Origin of the sequence: Neobacillus drentensis, assembly GCF_036966985.1 — a bacterium.
Classification (GTDB): domain Bacteria; phylum Bacillota; class Bacilli; order Bacillales; family Cytobacillaceae; genus Neobacillus; species Neobacillus drentensis_E.
In genome coordinates, this window is record NZ_JBALSN010000469.1 from 1 (window position 1) to 338 (window position 338).

At 30.8% G+C, this 338-nt stretch carries 1 protein-coding gene; it reads right to left on the bottom strand.

The features are described from left to right. Positions 1–338, bottom strand: a 338-nt coding sequence (locus tag V7659_RS25555; protein ID WP_335542921.1) for a DUF4349 domain-containing protein, incomplete at both ends; no start/stop codon positions are given.

Below are 338 nucleotides of genomic sequence, written 5' to 3' on the forward strand. Positions count from 1 at the left end.
GGAATATTACCAACGATGAAAACAACTAAACCTGATAAGCCAACTAATAACATATTGATACTTTTCATAAATTGTTTTTTTGTTTTTTCCCAAGTATTTAACTTGTCTTTATCAATGGTTGGAATAACTACATTTTTTTCATATAGAGTAATGTTAACTGTCGAAAGGGATGTTTGATTTTCTAAGAATTTCATCTTTCCTTCAATAGCCTCGATTTCCTCTTGGACAACTGCTAGATCAGCCGAAATTTTCAATAAATCTTCTGTTTTTACAGCACTTTTCATGAAAGTTGTTAACCGTTCTTCCACTACCCTTTTTGATTTTAATCTTGACTCAAG